The following is an 18593-nucleotide window of genomic DNA, read 5'->3' on the forward strand; positions in this document are numbered from 1 at the left end:
GGGGAGGATAGGGGTAGAAACTAAGTGTGGTAAGACTAAAACTTCTTTTTTAGAGTTTATAATTCTACACGAGATTCTATATAAGGAGTAAATATGAGACTTTATATCCTTGTGCTTTTATCGCTTACGCAGTTTATATACGCACAAAACAAGCAAAACTGGAGTTATAAAGATAATACTGCACCGCAGTATTGGGCAAATCTTAATCCACTTTATTTGGGCTGTGCGGAGGGCAATCAGCAATCACCCATAAATATCGTTACAAAAAATGTAAGCAAGGGTGCAGCACAATTTGAGCTTAAATACAGCGTGGCAAAGGGAGTAAATCTCATGCTCTCTAACTATACCTTTAAGATGATTTATCCGCAAGGAAACTTTTTAGAAATGAATGGCAATCGCTATCAGCTAAAAGAAATATATTTTAAAACACCCGGTGAAAATGCGATCGATTCACTTCGCGGCATACTTGAAGCACAATTTTTGCATGAAGATTCTAAGGGACATAAGGTGATACTTGCCGTTTTTTTTGTGGAAGGGCGATCTAATCCTATCATTGAATCTTTGGTGAAAAACCTGCCTACACAACCAGATAAAGCAAACTTTATCGCAAATATTGATATTCATAAGCTACTACCAAGCGATCTCGCTTCATATCAGTTTGATGGCTCACTCACAACACCACCATGCTCACAAGGTGTGAGATGGATTGTGCTAAAGCAAACGATGACTATAACGCAAAGTCAAGTTGATTCTATGCGTGATATTACAGGTTCAAATGCGCGTCCATCTCAAGAGATTTTTAATCGTTTGATTGTGAATTAATGCTATTTTTAGTCGCCTTGCAAGGCGATTATGGAATCTAGAATCTTACAATTTTGCACCCCTACGCCCCTGCACCCACCCATTTGGATAAGAATCTAGAATCTTGTCATATTGAGTGCGTAGGCACGAAATATCTTGTTGGGATTCGATACTAGAACTTCATCTAAAGACTTAGTGCGACAAGTCGTTCTAATTTCCAATAACTATAGCTTTAACCTTGCAGCCCACTCATTAGAATTCAAATCTTGTATATTCCCATAAATATGTATCACCAAAAAAGATTAAGTAATAATGTGGTCTCTTTATTATGCAAGGGATATGCTCAGTTTGATTAAATTTGCTATAGATTTGAGTGAGAGATATAGCTACTATCATAAAGATAGTAGTGTGTGTTTATGCGGTGGGTTGCAAAGAGTATCACACACAAAGGCTACATGCTAGAAAATGTAGCTATATCCTATTGTTGTGATGAGATTTCGTGTCGTGGTTGTTTCGTTGTTGTTTTGTTGATTGCCGTTTTGAGCTGGGGCTATTTGCTTAATCCCTAAAGTTGGTATTTTAAAGCCCAACTCAAAGCGATGATGATTATTTGCAGTGAGACTTAGCCCTAGATTTATAGGTAGGATAAAGCCATCGCCTTGCGGTGTTGTTGTGTTTGTTATAACACCGCCATCAGTTGCTTTGCTGGTGCTATTCATTGTCGCATAGCCAAGTCCAATACCCGCATACGCTCCAAATGCAAAGGTATCAGAGCTTAGGATATTAAGCAAAACATCGACATTTACACTAATCGCATGAGATGAATCCAGTGTGGTTGTATCGGTGATTTGATTTTGTTGTCCTGTTTCTGTGGTTGTTGTTTTTGTATGATTGTGGTTAAAGCCATAGTTATAATCCAAATAGCCACGCAAACCAAAGAAGTCAGTCAGCATATAGTTATAACCCAACTGCACGCCGATATTAATATGGCTTGGTGCGGTGGTTGTATCAGTTGTTGTGCCTTGATTGCCTTGCTCATTTGTTACCGCCTTGCTAAAACCAATGGTATAGCCCGTATTAATCCCAGCAAAAAAGCCATTGCCATCACCCTCATCAGCCAACATGAAGCTTGGCGTAGAGATTAGTGCTAGTGTTATTGCTACTTTTCCAAATCGTTTATACATGATAAACCCCTTTTAATCACTTAAAATATTTGCATTTTGTTGTAAAATGCGTGAATTATTGTAACACAACTCAAAAAAAAAAAACGATTTATGTAATATTTATAACTATTTTTTGTAAAAACTATGATATTTTTACAAAATTACTCAAATCACGGAATCTTGTGTATAAATACATATTAGTCTTTTAATCATGCTTAAAATAAAGTTTAGTTAGCATATTTGCAAATTAAGAAAATTTTACTGAAATATAATAGAGTATCATAACACTTGCACCGCTTAATACGCCATGCAAAATCGCCCCTAGAATGCTGCCTAGTATTTTGTTTGGCTTTAGGTTATAGAATCTACCTATTAAACTTGGCTTGTAATAATCATAAATTCGTATAAAAATGCAGCCAATAAAGGCTTCTAAGATATACATTTGCCATGTTGCAAAGACAAATAAACACGCACAAAAAAGGCTTATCATAAGCTGGATTATAGCAAAGTCGTGTGGTATGAGTGGTTTAGCTTGGTTTGTGTTTATGGAATCTTGTGTGTTGCTGGATTCTTGTGTTAAGTTGGCATTATTTATAGGATTAGATTCTGTGTTATTTGTAGGGTTAAGATTAGAATCTATGTTTGGGTTAGAGTCCTTATGATTAATTTCTAAGTTTTTAGATGTTTCGCTACGCTCAACATGACAAGCTGTTTTAGAATCTAGATTTTGTTTAGATTCTAAATCTTGCATATTTTTATAAAGATATACTGCCAAAAAGAGACTAAGTAATAATGCGGTCTCTTTATTATGCAAAGTGATGGGATAAATAATAATAAAGCCCAAAATATTTACAATGATTTTTTGCAATACTAAAGGCTTTATCTTATCAAAAATATAAAGATGAAATAATCTCATTGTATGCCTTATAAATGAAACAACATTAATTGAGTGAGGTTGTTTGATAAAGCTGCATAAGCTTTAGGTAAAACTCCTCTTCACCGCTATTTTGTATAATCCCGCTTGATGGTAAAATATCATAATACAATCTATCTAAATCCTTGAATCTGTGTGGGAATAAAGATGAAAGCAATATTGCTGAAATCTGCCTTCTCACAAGCATAGCAGGGGGTAAAAGCCCTAGTCTAAAGAACTCGACAAAAGATTCTGCATTATAGTTAATATGATGATGATGTCCATGCGGACAAGTATGGATTGAGACAAGCGTTTTACACACATCACAATATACATATTCTGGTAAAATCTCAACTTCTATATTCATACCGGTAAGAGAATCAAAGATAGAATGCACTTCATTATCTAAATAATACACAGATAAGCCGCGATTATTCTCACCAACAAGCAGTTTATTGCAACCAAAATTCCTTGCTACAATGGCATTCATAATCATGCGATTCTGCCCTGCATACAGATAGGTATCATCATGCGGGATAATGATAACCCGCTCTTTCATAAGATAATTATCTATCAAAAATTCCATACATTTTAAACGCAAGTTATATTCTATTAAGTCGCTTTTATGTGGTTTGAGTAAGAATACGACTAATAGATCGCATTCTTCTAGGGCATCTCGCATGATTTTTTCATGGATTCTATGCAGGGGAGAAGCACTCATTACAATACCTGCGATATTTTTCGCACTCAGTGTAGCTATGCGTTGGGCTAGTCGTTTTTTGTGCTTTATAATGTCGTTATTTGTGAGTGTGTATTTACCGCTAACGCAAATTTCGCCTATCCTAGATTCTATATCTTGTATGCGTTTGGAGGCAAAATCACCACCCATTATCTTATTTATCCGCTCTTGCTTATTAATGCTAAACACAGAATCTACGATAATGCTACCTGAAGTCTCGCCATCTGTTATAAGCTCGATTTTATCGCCCTTTTTTGCCTTTTGTAAGACTTCACTATTGCGTCTGCCACTAGGGCTTAAGAGAAAAGGGCAAGGATAGCTCTGGTCTTTATAGACACCGCTTGTATTGACTGCTTTCATCTGTGCTTCATTCATAAGCTCTGTTACAGGATAGAGTAAGCCCTCTTGTGCGAGATTTAGGACTGAAATCGCTTCTTTATCGATATAGAGTTGTTTATTTTTTTCTTGAGATGCCATATTTCTTCCTTTTTTCCCATAAGCTTTTGCGGCTCATGCCAAGTTTTTTTGCTAACTCCACATCTGGATATCGCCCCTCAAATTTTGTAATCACAATCCTTTCATATTCTTTAATGGATAGAATCTCACTGCCAATTTCAAGATTATTAGCCATATTTGTAATATCTACAATATGCGGAAAGGATACTAAATCATCAGAAATCATTGAGATAATAAGGCGATAGTTTGCCATTTTTTCCAAAAAATCTTTTTTTTCTTGCTTTTTTAGATTCTCACAATTTGTAATGTAATAGACTTTATTTTTTTGAAACTCATAATCACTCCATGAGATACTCTTCAGGCTTATAAACTCAAACCTTAGCTTTCTCTCAATCGCATATTTCATCGCATAAATATCCGCACTTCTTTGCGAACTTGCTTTGATTAGAATCGGCGGATTGTATTGGGGCAGGGTTGGCGTTTGTAATTCATTTTGTATGAAAGTGAAGTAGTTTTTAAAGAATCTAATGTCTTCAGCAAGTTCTTTAAAGCCTTTGTAATGCTCGATTTTTCTTACTAACTCGTCCATTATAAAAGGCTTAATAATATAGTCTTTTGCTCCCATTTTAAGAGGCTTTGACACGGTATCATCGCTGACATAGGATACCATAAGAATGATTATGGCATCTTTATGTGTTTCAATAATGTCTCTATAATCTGCGGTGCTTGTAGAGAGTAGCACAATGTCATATCCCGTGCGATTTATTGCCTCTTCAAGTGAAGAAGTGATAAATGATACATGCCCACCATCTGCTAATTTACTTGCTATACTTTGGGCTAAATAGGTTTCACTCTCAATAATCAAAACATTCATACATATCCTTTTTTCAAAGTTTTAGGGATCTTTCTTAGCAATAAGATTCTTTTTGCTTAAAATTTCTTGTTATTTAGAATCTTTGTCATATAAAAATCTTTCTTGCATACTTTCCTTTCTTAAACTTTATTTAATTTCATGGGTTTAATATAGCTTCCTTGCTTTAAGTTGGGCTATGCTATTTACTAGCACGCCTTCTTTTCTTCCCACAAAGCCTAAGCCCTCTGCCGTGCTAGCCTTTATGCTGACACACATTTTTGGTAAGTAAAGAATATTAGCTAGGACTTCTTGCATTTGTGCTTTATAGGGCGAGATTCTAGGGGTTTGAGCTGTGATTGTAATATCAAGGTTAATGAGTTCTAATCCAACGCTTAAGCAATAATCATAAACTTCTTTTAATAGAATTTTAGAATCTATGTTTTTAAACTCGTCCTTACTATCAGGGAAAAGCTCACCTATATCGCCATAGTTCATAGCCCCAAGTATAGAATCTATAATCGCATGTATAGCCACATCGCCATCGCTATGGGCTTTGAAACCCATGCTAGATTCTATCTTTACCCCGCACAGATACATATCTTTAGAATCTATAAAGCCATGTATATCGCTACCATAGCCTATGAGAGTGTCGCTTTTATTATGTGCGTTTGCGTGATATAGCTTTTTTAATAAATGCAAGTCATCATGGTATGTAAGCTTTGTCATGTCTTTACTGCCGATAACAAAGCCAAGCTTAGAATCTTTAAGTGAGAGTATTGCACTGCTTTCATCGCTAAAATCAATTTCTTTTGCAAAAGATTCTAGAATCTTTTGTGTTTTTGTGATTTGAGGCGTTTGGATAAGCTTTAGTTTCTCTCTCTCTATTGCTTTATGTGTGTTATTTGTAGAATCATACATGAGTGTTGTATCACTCACTTGCAAATACGGCACAATGCAGTCAAAATCTTCATTCATAAATAAAGATAACATATCATGCAATACATGCCTTTTTGTATCAAATCTCGCACAATCATTGACAATTATATGCGTGCTTTCTACATGTTGCAGGGCATTTTTTAGAGATTGAAAGCGAGTGTTACCACCGCAAACTATTTCAAGCGGGATTTTATACTCTTTATGATTGATATGAAAATACAGGGTATTTGATATGAGTTTTTTCATATAAAATATATCTTTTTTAGAAGCTGTGATGATTATCTTTTGTAAAGGTGTTTGTGTGTAATGCGTTTGAGAATCTTGGATTAGATTCTGTGTATCAGCGGTTATTGACTTGTTTGGATTAGATTTGCTATTTTTATTGTTACATTTTGTGTCATTTTCGTTTTTATAAGTATTTGTATATCTTGTATTTTTCTCTTGCTGTAATATGTTAAGTGTCTCTAAGATTTGTGAAGCAAGATCATGTGTTACAAAATACCACAAAGGCGTAGCCCCAAGCCTTAGCCATTGTTTCTTTGTAGATGGTTTATTGCTAGATTCTATATTTTCATTATGAAATGTGTGATTAAAGTGTGTATTTGCATGTAATGTGCCTTTTGCCCTGCTACTGCAAAATCGCACAGAATCTCCAGCTGCCATGATAATAAGCGTTATATCCTTCATCATTTTTCCTTAAAAAAATAAACACTTTATAAAACTTCACTCACATGCTAATAACTTTACTTAATGTTACCATATCTCATTTTCCAGTGCGATATGATACAAAAAACATTTATCATTATATAATAAATCTGTAAAGTTTGTTACCATTTTATACAAAAACTCTATTTTATCGTTACTAGATTCAAAATTATATTGGGATATAGATAAAATCACACAAGTTTGCATTACACTTAGACTGAAATTACTCTATTTATAAAGGATTTGCATGAGTGAGAATTTACGAAATACATGGATAGAAAAAAGGGCAAATGATAAAATCAGGACACAGCTTTATTACGCAAAAAGGGGCATTATCACAGAAGAAATGCGATATGTTGCAAATGTTGAGAATCTTAGCCCAGAACTCATTAGAAAAGAAGTCGCAAGAGGTAGGCTTATAATCCCTGCAAATATCAATCATAAGAATCTAGAGCCTATGGGTATAGGTGTAGCTTTAAAAACAAAAATTAACTCAAACATTGGATCATCTCAAATCGTAGAAGACATTGATGAAGAGGTAACAAAGCTTAAGACTTCAATCAAGTATGGTGCAGACACTGTTATGGATCTATCCACAGGTGGCGATTTAGACAAGATTAGAGAGGCTATTATACAGGCATCAAGTGTGCCTATTGGCACTGTGCCTATGTATCAGATTCTACATGATGTGAAAAATGATGTGTTAAAACTAGATATTGAAACTATGCTAAGTGTATTACGAAAACAAGCAAAGCAAGGGGTAAGCTACTTTACTATACATTGTGGCTTTTTACTCGCACACATGCCAGCAGTTTCAAAACGCAAAATGGGTATAGTCTCTCGTGGTGGTAGCCTTATGGCAAGTTGGATGTTACATTATCACAAAGAGAATCCTTTTTATGAATATTTTGATGAGATTCTAAAAATCTGTCAAGAATATGATGTGTCTTTATCTCTAGGCGACTCTTTACGCCCGGGTTGTTTAGCTGATGCGAGTGATGAGGCACAATTTGCCGAGTTAAAGGTATTGGGCGAACTTGCAAAAAGAGCGTATGAAGCCGATGTGCAAGTCATGATTGAGGGTCCCGGTCATGTCCCGCTTAATCAAATAGAGCGAAATGTAGAATTGCAAAAAGAGTATTGCAATGAAGCACCATTTTATGTATTAGGACCGCTTGTTACAGATATTGCCGCAGGATATGATCATATCGCAAGTGCCATTGGTGCGTGTGTAGCCGCATGGAAAGGTGTGGCAATGCTATGCTATGTAACGCCAAAAGAGCATTTAGGGTTACCAAACGCAAATGATGTGAGAGAGGGCATTATCGCTTATAAAATCGCCGCACACGCAGCAGATATCGCAAGAGGGAGAGTTGGTGCAAGAGATAGAGATGATGCGATGAGTGATGCAAGATATAGCTTTGATTGGAATAGACAATTTGAACTCGCCCTAGATGGCGACAGAGCGCAAGAATACCACGATGAAGCCCTGCCACAAGAAGTCTTTAAAGACGCTGAATTTTGCTCAATGTGTGGTCCAAAATTTTGTAGCTATAAAATCACACAAGATATTTTCAAAAACTATAAAGAAGAGAAATTGCCACAATAATGGCTTTTAGAATCTTTATGTTACTCACATTATCCATTTTTAAAGCTAGATTCTAGCTTTATTATCTCAATTTAAAAGGGCGGATATGTTACTAAAAAGTGCGTTTATAGGTTTTCTCTCACTTTCTACTTTATATGCAGATACACTAAAAGAATGTAAAAATGAAGCGGATAGAATAAGCGGTTGTGTAGAGAAAATTTATCATTCAAATGGGCGTCTTTGGATGGAAAAGCCATATAAAAATGGTAAAAAAGAGGGTGTAGAGAGATTGTATCATGGCGATATGAGTATTTTTGTCGAAATGCCATTTAAAAACGACAAGCCAGAAGGAATAAGAAGGTGGTATTATGAGAATGGCAATATAGGGGGAGAAGCGATATATAAAAATGGTAAGCAAGACGGCGTTATAAAAATGTATGATGAAGGTGGAAACTTGCAAGCAGAAGTATCAGCTTTAAATTTTATATTGCATGGAGATACGAAACTCTACACAGAAGATAAAAAGCTTTTTGCCATAATCACAAAGCGATATGGCGAGACTATATTCAGCAAATGTCTTAATGGCAAAGTCTTAACAGACAAAGAATTAAGCAAGAATGATATATTCAAAAACCCTGAAAAGACAATTAACTATTTACAAGAAATATGCCTTAAAGAGAGTGATTCTAGGTAGTGTATGATTTATAGCTATTCACAACATATTTGCTAGCTTCTATTTTTAGTTTTTATTTTTGGAATCTATTTTATATGAGTTGATGTGGGACTAGAGATTCTAAAAGCAACTTTGTCGTATTGAGTGTTAGCACAAATATCTAACAGGGATTCCAGAAAAGATATGTCACCTTTTTCAGAGACTCAATATGGCAACAAAACAAACTTTAGATTCTATTTCATTTATGTGAGTTTAAATTGTGCTGCAGGGCATGAATACTAGAATTTAACTTCTAGTCTAAAGCAAAGTTTGCATAGCATTGCCTATTGGATATACTGCTCTAGCTCTTGTCCGCTATAAAAGATATAGTTTGCTTTTTGAATCTCATAGTTATTCAAAGCTTGAATGAAAGTAGATTCTGCATCATATTTTGTGCTTAAAGCCTGTAAGTATTCTGTAAAAGTAACTAGGTTTGCATCATATCGCTTTTTCATGTTGTCATAAGAGAGATTTGCGGATATAAGACTTGCTTTTGCGCTTTTTATTTGATTTTGTGCGACTTCAATGGCTTTTCTGTATAGCTCTTCATCTTTTTTTTGCTCATTTTTTTTGTAAGCAAGATTCTTTTCTGTTGCAAGTTGGGCTAGGCGAAATGACTGCTTTTGCATACTCTGCCCTATCTTTGCAAATAAGCCATAACTCACCACAACGCTAAATGTATTTTGATGGTCAGCATACGACATAAGAAAGCTTGGCGGTAAAGTCCCGCTGTTTATTAGCCCTTTTGCAAAGTCTGGAATCTGAATATTGTAAGTATAGCTATCTTGGATATTTAGCACAGGAAAATAATGTAATTGCTTATTTAAATATTTTTGTGCTTGCACTTGATATTCAAGCGATTTAATATCATCTCTATCTTGGAGTTTGAAGCTAGGGGATTCTATCTGCACGCGTTTTAGAGATTCTATCTTTGTGTTTGTGAGATACTCTAACATGAGTTTGCTTTGCTCTAAGGCAAGCTTTGCATCATCGATTTGATATTGTGTTAATGCTGCTTGTGATTTGAGTGATTCTAAATCGGCGATGGTTTTTAAGCCTTGATTATAAAGCTTTTGCACTCTATCTACATCGGAGTTTATTTGCTCTAGCTTTTGCTCTAGCGTTAAAAGCTTTGATTCATTGCTAAAATAAGTATAGTATTGTTGCACAACTTGCAGATAAATGCTCTGTTTTGTGTATTTGCTATCATAGCTTGCTTTTGTTGCAGTTGCACCCTTTTCTCTAATGGCATTATAATCAGCATAATCAAGCTTCATGTTAAACGCAAGTTGTGCATTTTGCGTGGTGTAGCTCATTGGCACACTCGCACTTGAATGATTGAAGTTGTATTTTGCATCAAGCGTTGGGATTAATGCCATGATTTGCACTAAATGGTCTTTATCGGCTTGTCTAGCAAGTAAGTCTTGGGCTTGCAGGGCATAGTTATTATTTGCACTATTGAGTAGTTCCTTAAGGCTTAATCCACCAGAATCATTGCGTAAAACATTCTCTAAACGCAAGGTGATTTCATTTTCTTGCATATTGTTTTGTAATGTTGTATTTTGTGGTGTTGCGGTAAATGTGCTATTACTTATAGGTTCTGCGTGCATACATGCAAATATGCAGCAGATACTCATTGCGATTTTTCTAATCACACAAACTCCTTTAAAATTATTTGCATACGCAATTAAAGTTGATATTTTATTCTCTCAAGGTAAATAAAATTTATTATACATTTGTATTTTAAGCATAGTAACACAAAGCTATGTGGGTTCTGTGCAAACTAAATGACTTATTACACACAGAAGGTCGGTATATATCCACTCTTAAATGTATGTTATTTGGTAAAATTTATATTTGCACATTGTAGATAAATATACAATTTGCAAATAATTTGCTATAATTTCAGGCTATGTGATTTGGGGCTGTTTTGGCTTTCGACGGAAGTTTTATAGCAGTTTAAGCATACCAGCTGATACCTGTAACTATCAACAAACAATAAACGCAAACAACGCGAATTACGCTCCAGCTTACGCAAAAGTAGCGTAAGTTTAATCTCCTTTTGGAGCCAGATTCTTCTGTCTTTATCGGGAGATTTTAGAATCTGTCATCAATCCGATTGCTTGAGTGTTTTTGCCTAGTGATACTCAAAAAGATTATAGGCTTTGATACATTCCATTTTGCATGTTTTAAGGGGTGTGTTAAGATAACAAAACATTGCTAAGTATGTAGAAATCTCTGTAGGATAGGATTTTCGGACTGGGGTTCAATTCCCCACAGCTCCACCATTATATTTTTATCACATAGTTTTTGTTTTCATTGAGCAATAAGAATAATTAGATTTATCTGTCTATATCATCTCATCTTTTTTAAAATAAATCATTTTAGATTCTATCGCTTCAACGCAGTAAGTAAATCTTGCCATTCTTGCATGATGACTTCTTTACTAAATCTCTCTTTTGCTAGAATAAGGCTTTGCCTACCCATTTCTAATCGCATGGCTTCATTACTTAGAAGTTCTCTCATCGCTTCGCATAAAAGATTCTCATCTCCATCTGGCACAAGGATTCCATTTTTATGATAGGCTACACCATTTTTTATCTCTGGATTTGGAGCAAAGCAATCTCTAATCGTGCCTATATCATAAGCCACAATAGGTAGTCCATAGCTCATTGCTTCTATTAAAGCCATAGGTAAGCCCTCAAAATAGCTTGTCATCGCATAAATATCGCCTTGCAAATATACAGATTCTATATTTGTTGTGGAAAGCGTTTAGTTTGATATAATCTTGTAAGCCAAGCTCTTTTATCGTATCATTCATAGGGCTTTCTTTATGTCCCTTGCCTGTGATTTCAAGCGTGCAGTTAGGAAACTCTCTAGCGATTTTGCTATATGCACTTACCATGCGTGGAAATCCTTTTTGGTGCGATTGCATTTGCCCTACTGCGATTATCTTGCAAGTTTTAGAATCTGGTGTGCTTTGCGGAGTGTCTTTATGTGTTTGCATATTATGTGCTAGTAGAGTCTTTTTTGCATTGAGTAAATTTTCTATACTCTCATAAGGATTAGAATCTGTGTGGAGAATCTGTGGCAGTTTTGTATCAAAAGGCATGGGAATGAAATTAAAGATTCTAATAAGTTTGTTTGATTTGTGTTGCCATTTTGCATATTCGCTAGAACTTAACACAACGACTTTATCAAATAGATTATTTTTTCTTTTCCACTTTGCTATTTCTACATGAATGATTCTAATATATTTCATATTTTTGCGTTTGATATAGGGGAATAAAAGAAAAAAATCAGATTCTATAAAGATATCTGCATCAGTATATTTTGCATTAATAGCAAGATTTACAATAAGATGTCGAAACCACTTCCACAATACTTTTCTTAAGCCTTTATCTTGCGTATGATTATCTGGATATGGATAAATATAGCTAATCTTTACACGAGGATCAACGGGAAAAGTAGATATTCTGTCTTGTTCGTCTTTATAATAACATGCAATCTCTACTTCATGTCCTAAATCACACAAAGCACTTGCAAGATTCACAACTACGCGTTCTACCCCACTTGTTGCGGCAAGATTTCTTATACTTAAAACAATTTTCATATTTTACCTTTAGCTTTTTATGTGAGTAAGACTTTGAAATAATTCTAACCACTGCTTTAAAATCCTCTCTTTTGAAAAAGTATCTTTTGCGAGTTTTATGCCATTTTGCCCCATGATTATGCGTTTTTCTTCATTTTCCATAAGAGTGCTTAAGGCTTTGCAAAATGCTTTTTCATCATTATCTTTTACTAAGATTCCATTATCATGAAAGCAGTCTCTAATCGTGCCTATATCATAAGCCACAATAGGTAGTCCATAGCTTGCCGCTTCGATTAAAACCATAGGCATAGATTCTGTATGACTACTCATTACAAAAATATCGGCGTTTAAATACACAGATTCCATATCGCTAGTAAAAGGTTTTAAAAGGATATAATCTTTCATTTGTAAGTCTAGAATCTGCTTTTCTAATAAAGCCTTTTGTCCTTGGTCTTGCCCTATAATCTCTAATTGCCATGAGGGGAATTTATGTGCGATTTTACTATACGCATCAATTAATCGTGGGAATCCTTTATGATTATTTACTGCATCCATGCGTCCAACGGCTATGAGTTTGTGTTTGGTGTGAGGGTTGTTAGATTCTAGATTCTGTATTGTTTGGTTTGTGCTATTTATGGAATCTGTAGTTTTAGTAGATTCTAAATTCTCATTATCTTGCACCCCTACGCCCTGCACCCGCCCAAATGGTTGAGATTCTAGAATGTTGTCATTTTGAGCCATAGGCGAAAAATCTTGTTTAGAATCTGTGTTTATAGAATCTAGGCTTTGTTTAGATCCTATGCTAGATGTTTCGCTACGCTCAACATGACAAGATTCTAGATTCCTAGCCAAATTTGGGTGGGCTGCGGAGTTTAGGGTGCAATTTATAGAATCTAGATTCTGTAATTTCCATGCTTTTAATATAGACCTTGCTATAATAAAACTTTGTGTGTCGTTATAGAAAGATTTATTTAATAGACTTTCATAATGTGATTTTATTAAAGCATGCAGGTTACTATCTATATCATCTTTTTTCATAACAGATTCTAAAACTTTAGGCAATGTATCTTCAAAAGGCAGGATAGGAATAAAATTTGGTATTTTTACAACATGCTTACCGCTTCTTTGCCATTTTAGCAATTCTTGTTCGTTTAAAAATACAATGCAGTCAAATAGATTATTTTTCTTTTTCCATTTTTTAATCACAGAATGCACGATTTTAATATATTTTGTGTTTTTAACTCTAAATCGTGGATAGAAAAAAGCAAAATCAGATTCTATAATAATATCATAATCCTTGTATCTATTCATACGATAATTAATCACTAAAGGCTTTATCCAACGCCATAAAATCCGCTTTAATCCGCGATAACCCTTATGTATATCATCAAAGTTATGTAGATAGCTTACGCTTACTTTTGGATTAATAGGATAGGCATAAGGCTCTTTTTCACTTGTATCGGTATAGTATGAGACAATGCTTATTTCATAGCCCTTAATCTCACAAAGAGCATTACAAAGATTAATAACAACTCTCTCACTCCCACCTTTGCATGCAACATTATGAAGTGTAAATAGAATCCGCATTAATTACTGCTTAACACTATTGTTTAATACCAAGTAAGGTTTCAATCATTCTATCAATAGTAGTGATTACCTTTGCGTTTGCTGCATAGCCGCCTTGAAACTTTATAAGATTTACCATCTCTTCATCAACACTTACTTGTGAGATTGCTAAATGCTCTTTTTTAATCGCTTCTAATACACTTTTCTTTGTATCAAGTGTGATTTTTACCTCTTGTGTTTGATTAGCTACTGCACCTGTTGTGTATTGATAAAATTCATTTAGCTTCATGTGCTTTTTATCAAGTTTATTTTGATAAAACTCAACCTCATCGTATTGGAGTTGTTGCATCATATTTGCTATATCAAAGTTACCACTAACTGGCATAAGCCATGGGCGAATCTTTGTTGGGTCTTTTCTATACTCTCTCTCAAGATTAATGCTAGAAGCATCATTACCAGAGAAAAAGCGATTGATGCCAAATGCACCTGTAAAATTTGTGCCTTCATCTTTTAAGCCGACATAAAGCCCTTTTGTTGGATACTTTGAAGTGATTTTAAACTGCCTTGCATCATCATCATAATATGCTTGAAAGTAGTCATCAAAGTCATCTAGGGCGTTATTATTGTTGTTATCATCAGTGTTTGCATTTATTTGCTTGACTATATCGTGCATAGTCGTTGGCACATCAATGTGAATGTCCTTTTTTGCTAATACCTCGCCATTTGCGTTATACGCATAGAGTGTAAATTTACCCATTTTTATATTATAGTTTGTATCACGCAAAGCTTCATTTTTACCAATTTCTAAAATATCGCTTTTTATAGAATCTGTCCCGCTCTGTGCGTATATCGTATTTGTAGATTCTATAAGTCCTCTAGCAAAGCTATCAAGTAAATTCATATAATATTGCAATTTACCGACTTTTGTCCCTTCATAGCCATTATTATATAAGTCAATCAAAGCACCGACTTTTCCCTCGTCCATGCGATCAGTAATATCTACATCTTTAAAGTCATAACCGCGTATATAAAGCCTATTTAGCCCTGCTGCATTATTGCTTTTATTTAGCACAATAGGGTGAAAGTTTGCCCCATCAATAAAGCTAAAGCCATGCCCTACGCTAAAGTTATAATCTTCATCAAAGTCGGCTGCTTGAGAGCCTACAAGGTTATTTGCCTTTAGCTTACCTTTAAAAACATTACCGCCTAGAATCTCTTTTAAACGAAACTCCAACTCATCTCTTCTATCACGCAATTCGTTTGCTTGTTTTAAAGTAAGGCTATCTTCCATTTCTTTCATTTTCTTATTGATTTCAGCGATTTGAGCCCCAAGCTTGTTGGCATCATTAATCTGTGCTTCCATCTCTTCGCTTTTTTTGCGTTGTAAGATTAAAAGCTTTTCTTTTGTATCATTAAGATTTCGTGTGAGAATCATCGCATTTTTTGCTAATACCTGCTTTTGTGCGGTATCATTTGGGTTTTGTGCTATATCTTTCCATGAGTTAAAATACTCTTCTAAATCATTATAGATTCCCACACCTTCTACATCAGGGAAAAATGTGCTTGCCTCACGCAAGGTAACAAACTCTGTATCAAAAAAGTTATGTTCTGTTGCTGCCCTTGAATAGCGAGAGAATACAAACTCATCGTGCAATCTTTGTATAGAATCAACATTAACCCCACGACCAAGATTATAATCTGGAAAATAAAGCGGTGCTTCAGGATGGACTATAACCCTTTGTCTTGTATAAAACTCATCACTTGCATTTGCAATGTTATTGCCCGTTACATCAACCATAAGTTGATGTGCATGCAAACCCGTTGTGCTTGTGTGTAATGATGATAAAATACCGCCCATAATGTCCCCCTTACGCTTGGATTCTTAATAGTTGGCTTTGTTCTACGCGACTTTTATAATCTGCTTTTTCACGCGGGATAAGTCTATCAGCAATAGAAGTGTAGAATTCACTTACTGCAAAAACCATGCGTGCATAATGCGTATTAATGCTTTTTAACTCTTCTAATGTTTTACGCATATCTGCTAGAAGTGTATTTGCCCTCTCATCTAGAATCTCTGTTAATTTTAAATGCGGATTGTTTTGTGTAAGCTGCAACATCTCTTGGTCTATCATGCTTTTTGCAAGCTCAAACTCTCTAATTGTTGAAGCTTTTAAAGCACCGCGTTCAAAAACTACTTCATGATTTGCCGCTTTTACATCTTCAATATCACTATGTGTGTAAGCAATGAGTGATTGTAACTTAGCGATTGCATCAGTAAGATATGTGTGTAGTGTTTCTGTCTTTATCATAGTCCAACCCTAGTAATAAACAGACAGAAACTAAAATTTGTAGAGATATATGGAATCTAAGATTTGCTAAACTTGTCATCTAAAGTTTAAATAACAGAATCTTAAAAATCTTAGTGAAGCTAAAAAGCTTATTCTCTGTATCTGCTAGATTCTCTAATTCCCTAGATACTCTAGCATAATGTAGAATCTGTCCTTATACTAGAGATTAAGCAAACTTTGTGCCATTTTTTCAGAAGTTGCAGCTAAATTGACTTGATAGTTACCATTTTTAATATCTTCTTTAAGTTGGGCGATTCTATCGCTATGCTTTCTATCGCCAACATTTGAGAATAGATTATTTTCTTGCTGCTTATTTTCAACGCTTTTTTCATAATTGCGGTTTATATCATTTCGTTCTCTTGCTTGAGTTTGCTGAACGGAAGCCGCTATACTGCTAGCAATTCTCATATTTGTCTCCTTACAAAAGATTTTCTTACTAAATCGGCTAAAATATAAAAAATTCAAGTGTCCTACTGAATTTTGTGCTGAAATTTTATTGAATCTTTTTATTCATTTCTGATTGAAAATTCTCCACCGTAGTCGTGCCACCTTGTGATTTTCCACCGCTATATGAATTTGCCCCCTTATATGTATAAAAGAGAATAAACGCCATTGCGTAAAGAAAACACACAAAAACTATGGTAGGATAAATCCAATTTCGCACATTCTAGCCTTTAAACTTGTGAAATTAAGATTTATATACAAAAAAAAGATATAATCTAACCTTTATTTCACTTATGACACTCTTAAATAAGAGTATCTCAAACATAATGTTAGCAAATATAATACCAAAATTCTAACATATTTTAATTTTTTTGTGAAGTATTTTAAAAAAGGAAAGTAAAAGAGCAATGAATATTTTTTGCAAAATCATACTTCTATACTGCGTTGCGATGAATATAGCAGTATTTGGCACAGAAAGCCAAGATTTATTAGGTAAAGATTCATCAAGTAGAGATCCACAAAATACAGATAATAGCACAAAAGAGATAGAATCTAAAGTCTCAAAGCCCACAAAAACAAATGGATTCTACGCAACCTACACAGAGCAGTATAAATGGGAGTATGGCTCAACTTTCTTGGGCTTTTTAGCAAAAAATAATATCTCTGAAAAGACATATTATAACCTTAGCCCAGAAGATAAAGAGTTAGTCGCTGATGTAAAAACAGATAGCGATGTGTTTGTTGTGCGTGATTCTTTAGGGAATCTGGTGCAGGCTTTTTTGTCATTAAATGCAGACACACAGGTGCATATTTTCTATGATTTTGCAAAAGAGCAATACAGCCTTGAGATTATCCCCATTATTTCAATACAATTAGAACAAAAAGTTGTAGCACAAATCCAAGATGGTGGCGGACCATCAAGCGCATTATATGGAGCAACGCAAGACCCAAAGCTAAATCAAGAGTTCATCGCCGCATATAAAATGCGTCAAGTCGTGCAAAAAGGCGATAGAATCGCAGCAGTCTATCTAAGACAATACAGACTAGGAAAGCCAATCGGTGCTCCCGATATAAAGTCCATTGCTGTGGAATCTAATAAGAAATTTCAATATCTATTTGGATATAAAAACCGCTATTATGATTTAGATGGAAAAGAGATGGCAAACTTCTTTTTAATTACACCGGTAAAATATCGCAGAATAAGCTCTAGATTCTCATCAGGGCGAAGACACCCCGTTTTAGGCTATGTGCGTCCGCATTATGGCGTGGATTATGCTGCTATTACAGGCACGCCAATCTATGCAGCAGGTGAGGGAAGGATTACTTTTTCTGGGGTAAAAGGTGGGTATGGTAAGGTTGTAGAGATTAATCACTCTGGTGGGATTAAAACCCTATATGCCCACATGAGTAAAATTGCAAAAAGCAGTCGTGTTGGCACTTATGTAAGACAAGGCACATATATAGGTAATGTCGGTAGCACAGGACTTAGCACAGGACCGCATTTACATTTTGGTGTATATAAGAATAACAAGTCTATTAATCCATTAGGACAGATTAAAACCGCACGCAGTGAGTTAAGCGGGAAGGATAAAAAAGCCTTTAGCGAGTTTGCAAAGGAAGCAAAAGAAATACTTGATACATTTGTGAAAAATGCGACATTTAATAACAATACCTTTGTGATACAAAAAACTCTTATCCATGATGACTCATTAGATGAAGATTCTGATGAGATTGAGTATAGCGACACCACAAGCGATAATACTTCACAATAAAGGAA

General features: G+C 35.0%; 17 protein-coding genes and 1 other RNA gene. 5 read left to right on the top strand and 13 right to left on the bottom strand.

Features of this window, described 5'->3' with window-relative positions; translation table 11 throughout:
* Nucleotides 1–93 precede the first annotated feature (93 nt).
* On the top strand, nucleotides 94–822 hold the full coding sequence (locus tag XJ32_RS05595) for a carbonic anhydrase family protein (protein WP_077388615.1): 729 nt from the start codon (nucleotides 94–96) through the stop codon (nucleotides 820–822).
* A 437-nt stretch (nucleotides 823–1259) separates the two neighbouring features.
* Here the strand turns inward: XJ32_RS05595 and XJ32_RS05600 are convergent, their stop codons facing one another.
* The 5 genes from XJ32_RS05600 to ispF form a co-directional block, all read right to left on the bottom strand.
* On the bottom strand, nucleotides 1260–1985 hold the full coding sequence (locus XJ32_RS05600) for an outer membrane beta-barrel protein (protein WP_077388616.1): 726 nt from the start codon (nucleotides 1983–1985) through the stop codon (nucleotides 1260–1262).
* Between the two features lie 226 nt (nucleotides 1986–2211).
* Complete coding sequence (locus XJ32_RS05605) at nucleotides 2212–2880, bottom strand: hypothetical protein (protein WP_077388617.1); 669 nt, start codon at nucleotides 2878–2880, stop codon at nucleotides 2212–2214.
* A gap of 25 nt (nucleotides 2881–2905) precedes the next feature.
* Nucleotides 2906–4093, bottom strand: coding sequence for a hypothetical protein (locus XJ32_RS05610; RefSeq protein WP_004087558.1), 1188 nt, complete (start codon nucleotides 4091–4093; stop codon nucleotides 2906–2908).
* A complete protein-coding gene (locus XJ32_RS05615; RefSeq protein WP_005219648.1) occupies nucleotides 4071–4946 on the bottom strand; it encodes a response regulator in 876 nt (291 codons plus the stop codon). Before XJ32_RS05615 ends, XJ32_RS05610 begins: the two co-directional genes overlap by 23 nt.
* 144 nt (nucleotides 4947–5090) lie before the next feature.
* Entirely contained in the window at nucleotides 5091–6551 is a 1461-nt protein-coding gene (gene ispF, locus XJ32_RS05620) for a 2-C-methyl-D-erythritol 2,4-cyclodiphosphate synthase (RefSeq protein ID WP_254422508.1), read from the bottom strand.
* Nucleotides 6552–6813: 262 nt separating this feature from the next.
* Here ispF and thiC point away from each other — a divergent pair, with 262 nt between their 5' ends.
* Nucleotides 6814–8175: a phosphomethylpyrimidine synthase ThiC gene (thiC, locus tag XJ32_RS05625; RefSeq protein WP_077388619.1), complete on the top strand. Its 1362-nt coding sequence runs from the start codon at nucleotides 6814–6816 to the stop codon at nucleotides 8173–8175.
* An 85-nt stretch (nucleotides 8176–8260) separates the two neighbouring features.
* Entirely contained in the window at nucleotides 8261–8848 is a 588-nt protein-coding gene (locus XJ32_RS05630) for a toxin-antitoxin system YwqK family antitoxin (RefSeq protein ID WP_077388620.1), read from the top strand.
* 302 nt (nucleotides 8849–9150) lie between these two features.
* Here XJ32_RS05630 and XJ32_RS05635 read toward each other — a convergent pair whose 3' ends face one another.
* Entirely contained in the window at nucleotides 9151–10521 is a 1371-nt protein-coding gene (locus XJ32_RS05635) for a TolC family protein (RefSeq protein WP_077388621.1), read from the bottom strand.
* 266 nt (nucleotides 10522–10787) lie between these two features.
* Between XJ32_RS05635 and ssrA the strand changes: the two genes are divergently transcribed.
* Nucleotides 10788–11154: a transfer-messenger RNA gene (gene ssrA / locus XJ32_RS05640) on the top strand.
* Nucleotides 11155–11257: 103 nt separating this feature from the next.
* Here ssrA and XJ32_RS05645 read toward each other — a convergent pair.
* From XJ32_RS05645 to XJ32_RS11845, 7 genes are all read right to left on the bottom strand, one after another.
* Entirely contained in the window at nucleotides 11258–11584 is a 327-nt protein-coding gene (locus XJ32_RS05645) for a glycosyltransferase (protein WP_077388622.1), read from the bottom strand.
* Nucleotides 11568–12479 carry a glycosyltransferase gene (locus XJ32_RS05650; protein ID WP_077388623.1) on the bottom strand — a complete coding sequence of 304 codons (912 nt, stop codon included), beginning with the start codon at nucleotides 12477–12479 and terminating at the stop codon, nucleotides 11568–11570. The genes XJ32_RS05645 and XJ32_RS05650 overlap by 17 nt, the downstream gene beginning before the upstream one ends.
* A gap of 9 nt (nucleotides 12480–12488) precedes the next feature.
* Entirely contained in the window at nucleotides 12489–14045 is a 1557-nt protein-coding gene (locus XJ32_RS05655) for a glycosyltransferase (RefSeq protein WP_077388624.1), read from the bottom strand.
* Nucleotides 14046–14061: 16 nt separating this feature from the next.
* Nucleotides 14062–15882, bottom strand: a complete 1821-nt coding sequence (gene flgK, locus XJ32_RS05660) for a flagellar hook-associated protein FlgK (protein ID WP_077388625.1) — start codon at nucleotides 15880–15882, stop codon at nucleotides 14062–14064.
* A gap of 10 nt (nucleotides 15883–15892) precedes the next feature.
* Complete coding sequence (locus tag XJ32_RS05665; RefSeq protein ID WP_004086064.1) at nucleotides 15893–16333, bottom strand: hypothetical protein; 441 nt, start codon at nucleotides 16331–16333, stop codon at nucleotides 15893–15895.
* A 198-nt stretch (nucleotides 16334–16531) separates the two neighbouring features.
* The gene (locus XJ32_RS05670; RefSeq protein WP_005216841.1) at nucleotides 16532–16780 is read right to left on the bottom strand and encodes a flagellar biosynthesis anti-sigma factor FlgM; all 249 of its coding nucleotides are present in this window, start codon (nucleotides 16778–16780) and stop codon (nucleotides 16532–16534) included.
* A gap of 85 nt (nucleotides 16781–16865) precedes the next feature.
* A complete protein-coding gene (locus XJ32_RS11845) occupies nucleotides 16866–17036 on the bottom strand; it encodes a hypothetical protein (RefSeq protein WP_155116633.1) in 171 nt (56 codons plus the stop codon).
* Nucleotides 17037–17223: 187 nt separating this feature from the next.
* Here XJ32_RS11845 and XJ32_RS05675 point away from each other — a divergent pair, with 187 nt between their 5' ends.
* On the top strand, nucleotides 17224–18588 hold the full coding sequence (locus XJ32_RS05675) for a peptidoglycan DD-metalloendopeptidase family protein (protein ID WP_077388626.1): 1365 nt from the start codon (nucleotides 17224–17226) through the stop codon (nucleotides 18586–18588).
* Nucleotides 18589–18593 lie beyond the last annotated feature (5 nt).

This window comes from Helicobacter bilis, from assembly GCF_001999985.1.
Taxonomy (GTDB): domain Bacteria; phylum Campylobacterota; class Campylobacteria; order Campylobacterales; family Helicobacteraceae; genus Helicobacter_A; species Helicobacter_A rappini.